At 74.2% G+C, this 8,374-nt stretch carries 9 protein-coding genes; 6 read left to right on the forward strand and 3 right to left on the reverse strand.

Features of this window, described 5'->3' with window-relative positions; all coding sequences use genetic code 11:
• Positions 1–157 precede the first annotated feature (157 nt).
• The gene (locus ADK52_RS04960; RefSeq protein WP_030156261.1) at positions 158–1,519 is read right to left on the reverse strand and encodes a glutamine synthetase family protein; all 1,362 of its coding nucleotides are present in this window, start codon (positions 1,517–1,519) and stop codon (positions 158–160) included.
• Between the two features lie 172 nt (positions 1,520–1,691).
• On the opposite strand from ADK52_RS04960, the gene ADK52_RS42155 reads away from it, so the two are divergent.
• From ADK52_RS42155 to ADK52_RS04980, 4 genes are all read left to right on the forward strand, one after another.
• Positions 1,692–2,141, forward strand: a complete 450-nt coding sequence (locus ADK52_RS42155; protein WP_053688561.1) for a hypothetical protein — start codon at positions 1,692–1,694, stop codon at positions 2,139–2,141.
• Between the two features lie 72 nt (positions 2,142–2,213).
• Positions 2,214–2,867 (forward strand): DUF3105 domain-containing protein, encoded by a 654-nt coding sequence (locus ADK52_RS04970; RefSeq protein ID WP_053688562.1) that lies wholly within the window; start codon positions 2,214–2,216, stop codon positions 2,865–2,867.
• The gene (locus ADK52_RS04975) at positions 2,864–3,589 is read left to right on the forward strand and encodes a DUF305 domain-containing protein (protein ID WP_053688563.1); all 726 of its coding nucleotides are present in this window, start codon (positions 2,864–2,866) and stop codon (positions 3,587–3,589) included. The genes ADK52_RS04970 and ADK52_RS04975 overlap by 4 nt, the downstream gene beginning before the upstream one ends.
• 128 nt (positions 3,590–3,717) lie before the next feature.
• A complete protein-coding gene (locus ADK52_RS04980) occupies positions 3,718–4,137 on the forward strand; it encodes a CBS domain-containing protein (RefSeq protein WP_053688564.1) in 420 nt (139 codons plus the stop codon).
• Here ADK52_RS04980 and ADK52_RS04985 read toward each other — a convergent pair.
• Positions 4,122–5,036: an alpha/beta fold hydrolase gene (locus ADK52_RS04985; protein ID WP_053688565.1), complete on the reverse strand. Its 915-nt coding sequence runs from the start codon at positions 5,034–5,036 to the stop codon at positions 4,122–4,124. The two genes, ADK52_RS04980 and ADK52_RS04985, sit on opposite strands and share 16 nt — an antisense overlap.
• On the reverse strand, positions 5,033–5,743 hold the full coding sequence (locus tag ADK52_RS04990; RefSeq protein ID WP_053688566.1) for a DUF998 domain-containing protein: 711 nt from the start codon (positions 5,741–5,743) through the stop codon (positions 5,033–5,035). Before ADK52_RS04990 ends, ADK52_RS04985 begins: the two co-directional genes overlap by 4 nt.
• Before the next feature lie 71 nt (positions 5,744–5,814).
• On the opposite strand from ADK52_RS04990, the gene ADK52_RS04995 reads away from it, so the two are divergent.
• Positions 5,815–6,441 (forward strand): hypothetical protein, encoded by a 627-nt coding sequence (locus tag ADK52_RS04995; RefSeq protein ID WP_053688567.1) that lies wholly within the window; start codon positions 5,815–5,817, stop codon positions 6,439–6,441.
• 119 nt (positions 6,442–6,560) lie between these two features.
• Positions 6,561–8,222: a multicopper oxidase family protein gene (locus ADK52_RS05000; RefSeq protein ID WP_053688568.1), complete on the forward strand. Its 1,662-nt coding sequence runs from the start codon at positions 6,561–6,563 to the stop codon at positions 8,220–8,222.
• The last annotated feature ends 152 nt before the right edge of the window (positions 8,223–8,374 follow it).

Raw genomic sequence — 8,374 nt, forward strand, 5'->3', positions numbered from 1 at the left:
GAACTCCACATCACGACGACCCCGCCCAACACCCCCCCCCCCCCCACCCCCTGGCACAAAGCGGTCCCCCGGAAGTAACCCCCGCCGACACGCCAACGGCCCCGCTCCCCCTTCCAGGGGAGCGGGGCCGCACGCACACCCGGCCTTCCGGCCGCCGCTACAGCACGGGCAGGTTCTTCCGCAGCTCGAAGGCCGTGACCTCGCTGCGGTATTCCTCCCACTCCTGCTTCTTGTTGCGCAGGAAGAAGTCGAAGACGTGCTCGCCCAGGGTTTCGGCCACCAGTTCGCTGCGTTCCATCAGGGAGATGGCCTCGCCGAGGTTCTGGGGGAGGGGTTCGATGCCCATCGCGCGGCGTTCGGCGTCGGAGAGGGCCCAGACGTCGTCGTCGGCGCCCGCCGGGAGTTCGTAGCCCTCCTCGATGCCCTTGAGGCCGGCCGCGAGGAGGACGGCGTACGTCAGGTACGGGTTGGCGCCCGAGTCGATCGACCGGACCTCGACGCGGGAGGAGCCCGTCTTGCCCGGCTTGTACATCGGGACGCGGATCAGGGCCGAGCGGTTGTTGTGGCCCCAGCAGATGTACGAGGGGGCCTCGCCGCCGGAGCCGGCCGTGCGGGAGGAACCGCCCCAGATGCGCTTGTAGGAGTTCACCCACTGGTTCGTCACCGCCGCCGTTTCCGCCGCGTGGCGGAGGAGGCCCGCGATGAAGGAGCGGCCGACCTTCGAGAGCTGGTACTCGGCGCCCGACTCGTAGAAGGCGTTGCGGTCCCCCTCGAAGAGGGAGAGGTGGGTGTGCATGCCCGAGCCCGGGTATTCGGAGAAGGGCTTCGGCATGAACGTGGCCTGGACGCCCTGTTCCAGGGCCACCTGCTTCATCACCAGGCGGAACGTCATGATGTTGTCGGCCGTCGAGAGGGCGTCGGCATAGCGGAGGTCGATCTCCTGCTGGCCCGGGGCGCCCTCGTGGTGGCTGAACTCGACCGAGATGCCCATGGATTCGAGCATGGTGATCGCCTGGCGGCGGAAGTCCATGCCGACGTTCTGCGGAGTGTGGTCGAAGTAGCCGGAGTTGTCCGCCGGCACCGGGCGGGTCCCGTCCAGCGGCTTGTCCTTCAGCAGGAAGAACTCGATCTCCGGGTGGGTGTAGAAGGTGAAGCCCAGGTCGGAGGTCTTGTTCAGGATGCGCTTGAGGACGAAGCGCGGGTCCGCGAAGGAGGGGGAGCCGTCGGGCATCAGGATGTCGCAGAACATCCGGGCGGTCCCGGGGGCCTCGGCGCGCCACGGCAGTATCTGGAACGTGCTGGGGTCCGGCTTGGCGATCATGTCGGACTCGTAGACCCGGGCGAAGCCCTCGATGGCCGAGCCGTCGAAGCCGATGCCCTCGTCGAAGGCCTGCTCCAGCTCGGCGGGGGCGACCGCGACGGACTTCAGGAAGCCCAGTACGTCGGTGAACCACAGGCGCACGAACCGGATGTCGCGCTCCTCGAGCGTCCGGAGGACGAATTCCTGCTGCTTGTCCATGCCTTCATCCTCGCAGTTCAGACGGCCTGTGCACCACTCCCCCGAGGGTCGGGGCACAGTCGGGCGGGCCCAGTATCGCCAGCCGCGGTTTCCGCCACATTACGCACCCTTGAAAGCTCGCGGCACCCCCGCACTGACCTCGGGGCCGTCATGAGCATTACCATCTGCGCCCATGGGGGGCTGGGAGCACATACGGCGCGGGCGCATCGGGCGCCACATACGTCGGCGTGCCGTCATCGTGGTCGCCCTCTCCGTGCTGTTCGGAGCGCTGTTCCTGTGCGTACGGCCGGGCGAGCCGCATGCCGCGACGGCGGCGACCGCCGGGGCCACCCGGGCCGCCGGGGCTTCCGGGGCTACCGCGACCGCCGGGACCGCGATCACCCCGGCGACCGCGCCGGCGACCGCGCCGCGCGCCGTCTGCGTGACCCCCGACGAGGCGCCCGGCTGCTCCCCCTTCTCGCACGTGGCCCCCGGCGTGCTGCCCGTCCCGCCGCCCGCCGTGACCGTGCCCGGCTCCGCCCCGGATCCCGTCGCGCGCGCCGCCGACGGCGGGCCGGCCCGGCCGCACGGGACGCTCGCGCGCGCCCCCGACCTCCATGCCCTCCAAGTGCTGCGGACCTGACGGGTCCGGGCGCCGTACCGCGCTCCACCGGATCCATCCCCCCACCCCCCTCAGCAGAAGGATTCAGGGCACATGGCCAGCAGGACCTCCCCCGACACCAGCTCCCGCCAGGAGCGCATAGCCGAGATGCGCCGCGCCGAGCGTTCCCGCGACCGGCGCAACAAGGCCATCGCGATCACCGCCTCCGTGGCCGTCGCCGCCGCGCTCGTCGGATTCGGCGCGTGGGTGATGATCGACAAGAAGGAGAAGAAGGACGCCGCGGCGGTGGCCGCCAAGGCCCCCGTGAACGGCGAGCAGGCCTGGGACGCGAAGACGCTGGGCCGCAACCACGTCGAGACCCCGGTGAAGTACCCGATGAACCCGCCGGTCGGCGGCGACCACAGCCCGCGCTGGATGAACTGCAACGGCGACGTCTACAAGAACGTGATCCCCGAGGTCAACGCCGTCCACTCGCTGGAGCACGGCGCGGTGTGGGTGACGTACAACGAGAAGGCCGCCAAGGGCGACCTCGACGCGCTCGCCGGGACCGTGGCGAAGACCCCGTACACGCTGATGAGCCCGGTCAAGGAGCAGGCCGGCACGATCATGCTGAGCGCCTGGGGCAAGCAGCTGACGGTGGACAAGGCGGACGACCCCCGGGTCGCCCAGTTCTTCACCAAGTACGTGCAGGGCCCGCAGACCCCCGAGCCGGGCGCGGCCTGCACCAACGGGCTGGCCGAGAAGTGACCCGTACGTACTGGGCGGCCGGGACGGCCGTCCTGCTCGCGCTCCTGTTCGCGGTGGCGGCCACGGTCGCCTCCGCGAGCGGCGGCGACGGGGACGGCTCCGGTACGTCGTCCCGCGCGCCGGGCCTCTACTCGCCGGACGCGGGCTTCGCCCGGGACATGGCCGTGCACCACCAGCAGGCGGTGGAGATGTCGTTCATCGTGCGGGACCGCACCAAGGACGAGCCGGTGCGCTCCCTCGCGTACGACATCGCCAACACCCAGGCCAACCAGCGGGGCATGCTGCTGGGCTGGCTGGACCTGTGGGGGCTGCCGAAGGTGGTGGCCGACGAGCCGCCGATGTCCTGGATGGGCACGGCGGACCAGCACGGCGGGCACGCCGGGCACGACATGAGCGGGCACGCCGGGCAGGACGCGGGCGGGCACGCCGGGCACGACATGGGCGGTGCCACCGCCAAGCCCGGCGCGCTCATGCCCGGCATGGCCACCAAGGAGGAGCTCGCGCAGCTCGGCGCCACCGAGGGCCGGGACGCGGAGGTGCTCTACCTCCAGCTGATGACCGACCACCACAAGGGCGGCGTCGCGATGGCCCGGGGCTGCGCGGCGCAGTGCGAGACCCCCGCCGAGCGGGCGCTGGCCCAGGGCATGGTCGAGGCGCAGCAGTCGGAGCTCACCCTCATGGCGGACATGCTGAAACAGCGCGGGGCTGCGCCGCGCGGGTGACGGGACACGCCCGTACGGTGGGGGGAGGCGTCCTCTCACCCGTACGGGCGTGTGCTCCGCCGCGTGGGAACGCCGCGGCCGAGCGCATCCGCGGCCGGCCGTGAACGGCGCGCTCAGGAGGTTCAGCGATGACGACCGCCGCAGACATCATGCACCCCGGGGCCCAATGGATCCCCGCCACCGAGACCCTCGACCGGGCCGCCCAGCTGATGGCCCGGCTCAACGTGGGCGCCCTGCCCATCAGCGACGCCGACGAGCGGCTGTGCGGCATCCTCACCGACCGCGACATCGTCGTGAACTGCGTGGCCAAGGGGCACGACCCGGCGAAGGTCACCTGCGGTGACATGGCCCAGGGCACCCCGCGCTGGATCGACGCCGGCGCGGACGTCACCGACGTCCTGGAGGAGATGGAGAGCCACCAGATCAAGCGACTGCCGGTCATCAGGGACAAGAAGCTGGTCGGCATGATCAGCGAGGCCGACCTGGCCCAGCACCTCTCCGAGGACCAGCTGGCGGGCTTCGTGGAGAAGGTCTACGCGAGGCGCTGACCCGATCCCCGCGCCGCCGCCCGCGCCCCCGCCCCCGCGTCCGCGTCCAGGACCGCCCGCGCCACCTCGTCGGGGCGGTCCAGCATGACCAGGTGCCCCGCCGGTTCGGAGACCTCGAAGCGGGCGCCGAGCCGGTCGGCCAGCTGCGCCTGGCGCCCGCACCACCGCAGGGCGCCGCGCCCCGCCGAGCCGTCGTACCCCGTGAGGACGGTGGCGGGCACGGCCAACGGGCGCCCGGTCCGCAGGGCGAGCACCTCGGCGGCGGTGTCCGGGTAGCGAGCGTTCTCCAGCAGGGCGCCGCGCCAGACCCGGCCCGTGCGGTAGACGCGGCGTACGAGGTCCCGCGGCGCCGGGTCGCAGCCGCCGGGGCGGGAGGCCCGTACGGCGGCGCGCCGCGCGAGCGGACCCAGCGCGGCGGGCAGCCCGGCCGCGGTCAGGGCCCGGCCGAGCGCTCCGGCAGCGGCGGTGCGCAGCCCGGCGGGCAACGCCGTACGGGGGGCCTCCTCGATGCTGCTGTCGACCAGGACCAGGGCTGCGGTGCGCCCGGGGTACAGGCGGGCGAAGGCCTCGGCGTGGAACCCGGCGATCGAGTGCCCGGCGACGGTGACCGGGCTGCCGCCGAGGCCGAGCGCGTCGAGCAGCCCGGCGATCCGGCGGGCCTCCCCGGCGGCGGTCGGCGGGGCGGTGGCGGGGCCGCTCAGCCCGTGCCCGGGGCGGTCGAAGCGGACCACGGTTCGGCCCTGCGCGACGAGCAGCGCGGCGACGGGGTCCCAGTCGAACCAGGCCATGGCGAGCCCGGCGCTCAGCACCACGGGCGGCCCGCTCCCCCGCACCCCGCTCCCCTCCACGACCACGTGCAGCGGGACCCCGTCCACCCGCACGAAGCGGCCCGGCGTCATGTGCGCCGCTCCTTGTGGACGGAGTACGCCAGCAGGCCCAGCCAGAGCGCCACGAGCAGCACCTGCGTCCGCTGCCCGGCGCCGAGCGCCCAGGTCCCGCGCCCGGCGGTGAACAGTGCGATGGCGGTCAGGGTCCAGACGGTGGCCAGCAGTTCCAGTACGACGAGGGCGGGTCCGTAGCGGGCGAGCGGGGCGAGCCGGCGGTAGCGGCGGGCGGCGAAGGTGAGGGCGACGATCCCGACGAGGGCGCCGGTCATGGCGAGGCTGCTGCTGACGGCGTGCGCCTGGTGGGTGGCCGGGACCAGGCCCGCGGTCTCCCGGGCGGCGCACACGGGGTCCGCGGTGGGCGTGCAGCTGAGCGGGAGCCAGGCGTCGGCGGCGGTGGCCGCGCCGAAGAGGGTGACGCCGGCCCAGCCGACCACCGACCAGGGGCGCCCGGATCCGCCGTCCCGCAGCTGCCAGGCGAGGCCCATCAGGCCGCCCGCGAAGGCGAGCAGGCCGGCGGTGAAGTCGGTGGCCCGGAACAGTCCGCCGAGCGGCCGGTCCTGGGCGGCCAGCTCGCTGACGTACGTCTCGATGGGGTTCAGACCGGTGGACAGCACGACTTCGAGCACCCAGGCGGTGTACGCGGCGGCGCCCAGGCCGATGAGGAGGGCGACCGGCCACGGATTCTTGGCGAACGGACCCTTTTCAGGACTTGTGGACATACTGCGCATCATCCTCAACACGGCGGACCCGGTCCTACGATCAGATACCCACCCGGGGTAGGGTTCCGCCCATGACGCGCCCTGCCCAGCGCACCGCACAGCGAGCCGCCCGGTGGCCCCGGCTGCTGCTGCTCGCTGCGCTGCTCCTGGGCATCGTCACCATGCACACCCTGGGCCATCCGAGTCGGTCCCACACGATGGAGGACGCGACTCCGGTCGCCGCCGTTGCCTCGGCCGCGCGTGCGGCCGACCACACCGGAGACCACGCCCCGGGCCACACCGCAGGCCACGCCTCCGGCCTCACCCCGGGGCACACCTCGGGCCTCACCTCGGGCCTCACCTCGGGCCGCACCGCAGGCCGCACCGCGGGCCGCACCGCAGGCCGCACCGCAGGCCACGCCTCCGGCCTCACCCCGGGGCACACCGCAGGCCACGCCTCGGGCCGCACGGCAGACCAGGCCCCGGGCGACCCGGGCCCCGCCGCGGAGGCTCCGCCCGCGGGCTCCGGCATGGACCCCATGTCGGTGTGCCTGGCCGTGCTCGGCGGGCTGACCCTCCTGATCCTGGGCGCCGGACCGGCCGGCCTCCGCGACGCCGCGCCGCTCGGGGGCGCGGCCCGCGCGCCGGGCCGGTCCGGCGGACCCGACCCGCCCTCACCCCGCGAACTCCTCACCCGGCTGGCGGTACTGCGCGTATAGCGACGGGCCCGCTGCCGCCCCCGCATGCCCGCGCATGCCCGCGCATGCCCGCGCATGCCCGCGCGGCGGCAGCAGACGGCGCCCATCCGCTCGTACGACACACGCCACGAGGTGCTTCCATGCGCTCTCTTCCCACCCATCCCGCCCGTCCCGCCCGTCGCACCGTGCTCGGCGCCGCCGCCGCCCTCGCCGGCTCCGGGCTGCTCGCCGCCTGCTCCGACAGCGCCGGCATGTCCGGCGGCGCCGGCATGGACCACGGCTCCATGAACCACGGCGGCCCCTCCCCCGCCGCCTCGCCGGGCGGCTACGTGGACCCCGCCGGGCCCGAGGTGCAGGCCGCCGAAGCCGCCCGCAAGGCCACCGGACCGGTCTCCGAGGTCAGGCTGACCGCCACCGCCACCCCGCTCGACCTCGGCGGCGGCCTCACCGTCCGCTCCTGGGCGTACGGGGACCGGCTGCCCGGCCAGGAGGTCCGGGTCACCGCGGGCGGCACCCTCGCCCTGACCCTGGCCAACAACCTCCCGCAGGCCACGTCCCTGCACTGGCACGGCATCGCCCTGCGCAACGACATGGACGGGGTCCCGGGCCTGACCCAGCGGGACATCGCGCCGGGCGGCTCCTTCACGTACCGCTTCGCCGTCCCGCACCCGGGGACGTACTGGTTCCACCCGCACTCGGGGGTCCAGCAGGACCGCGGCCTGTACGCGCCGCTCATCGTCGAGGACCCGAAGGAGCCCCTCGCGTACGACAAGGAGTGGGTGGTGGTCCTCGACGACTGGGTCGACGGAGTGGACGGCTCCACCCCGGACGCGGTCCTCGCCGAACTCCGCAAGGGCATGGACATGGGGGTGGGCGGCGGCCACGCGGGCCACGGCGCCGCCGCCCCGCAGACCTCCACCCCCCAGACCTCCGCCCCGCGGACCCCGGCCGCGGGCGGCACGCCCTCGCGGCTGCTCATGGGCGGGGAGAGCGACGTCCTCGGCAAGGACCCGGGCGACGTCGCGTACCCGTACTACCTCGTCAACGGCCGGACCGCGCAGGACCCGTCGGTCTTCACCGCCAAGCCCGGCGACCGGATCCGGCTGAGGATCGTCAACGCGGGCGGGGACACCGCCTTCCGGATCGCCCTCGGCGGCCACGAACTGACGGTCACCCACACCGACGGTTACCCGGTGGAGCACACGAGGACCGGCTCCCTGCTGCTCGGCATGGGCGAGCGGTACGACGTCCTGGTCACCGCGCAGGACGGGGTGTTCCCGCTGACCGCGCTCGCCGAGGGCAAGGGCGGGACGGCGTCGGCGCTCGCCCTGCTGCGCACCGGGCCCGGTACGGCGCCCACCGCCGCGACCCGGCCCGCCGAACTGAACGGGACACCGCTGACGGCGGACCGGCTGCGGGCGGCGGAGCCGGCCGTACTGGCGGCCCGTACCCCGGACCGCACGATCCGGATCGAACTGACCGGCGGGATGGCGAAGTACGACTGGGCCTTCGACGGCAAGCCGTACGCCCCCGACCAGCGGCACCCGGTGAAGGCGGGCGAGCGGGTCCGGCTGGAGTTCGACAACTCCACAGCGATGTGGCACCCGCTCCACCTGCACGGGCACACCTTCGCCCTCGGCGGCGGCGCGGGCGGCGCGCGCAAGGACACCGCGCTGATCCTGCCGGAGGGGAAGCTGACGGTGGACTTCGACGCCGACAACCCCGGGCTGTGGATGGCGCATTGCCACAACGTGTACCACGCGGAGGCGGGGATGATGACGGTGCTCGGCTACCAGCGGTAGCCCTCCGCGGAGGAGTTCGGCCCCCGCTCCCCGCCCGCCCCCGGCCTGCGGGCGGGGGCCGGGCGGGCGACGGGCGGGCGACGGGCGGGGGCCGCGCGGAGGCCGGGCGGGCGACGGGCGGAAGCCGGGCGGGGGCCAAAGCCCTTTGGAGC

The sequence above is a fragment of the Streptomyces sp. WM6372 genome (assembly GCF_001279655.1).
GTDB lineage: Bacteria > Actinomycetota > Actinomycetes > Streptomycetales > Streptomycetaceae > Streptomyces.

Coding starts and splice junctions, on each gene's coding strand:
- ADK52_RS05000 (WP_053688568.1), top strand. CDS start 6,561: ATGCGCTCTCTTCCCACCCATCCCGCCCGTCCCGCCCGTCGCACCGTG.
- ADK52_RS04960 (WP_030156261.1), bottom strand. CDS start 1,519: ATGGACAAGCAGCAGGAATTCGTCCTCCGGACGCTCGAGGAGCGCGAC.
- ADK52_RS04990 (WP_053688566.1), bottom strand. CDS start 5,743: ATGTCCACAAGTCCTGAAAAGGGTCCGTTCGCCAAGAATCCGTGGCCG.
- ADK52_RS42155 (WP_053688561.1), top strand. CDS start 1,692: ATGGGGGGCTGGGAGCACATACGGCGCGGGCGCATCGGGCGCCACATA.
- ADK52_RS04995 (WP_053688567.1), top strand. CDS start 5,815: ATGACGCGCCCTGCCCAGCGCACCGCACAGCGAGCCGCCCGGTGGCCC.
- ADK52_RS04985 (WP_053688565.1), bottom strand. CDS start 5,036: ATGACGCCGGGCCGCTTCGTGCGGGTGGACGGGGTCCCGCTGCACGTG.
- ADK52_RS04970 (WP_053688562.1), top strand. CDS start 2,214: ATGGCCAGCAGGACCTCCCCCGACACCAGCTCCCGCCAGGAGCGCATA.
- ADK52_RS04980 (WP_053688564.1), top strand. CDS start 3,718: ATGACGACCGCCGCAGACATCATGCACCCCGGGGCCCAATGGATCCCC.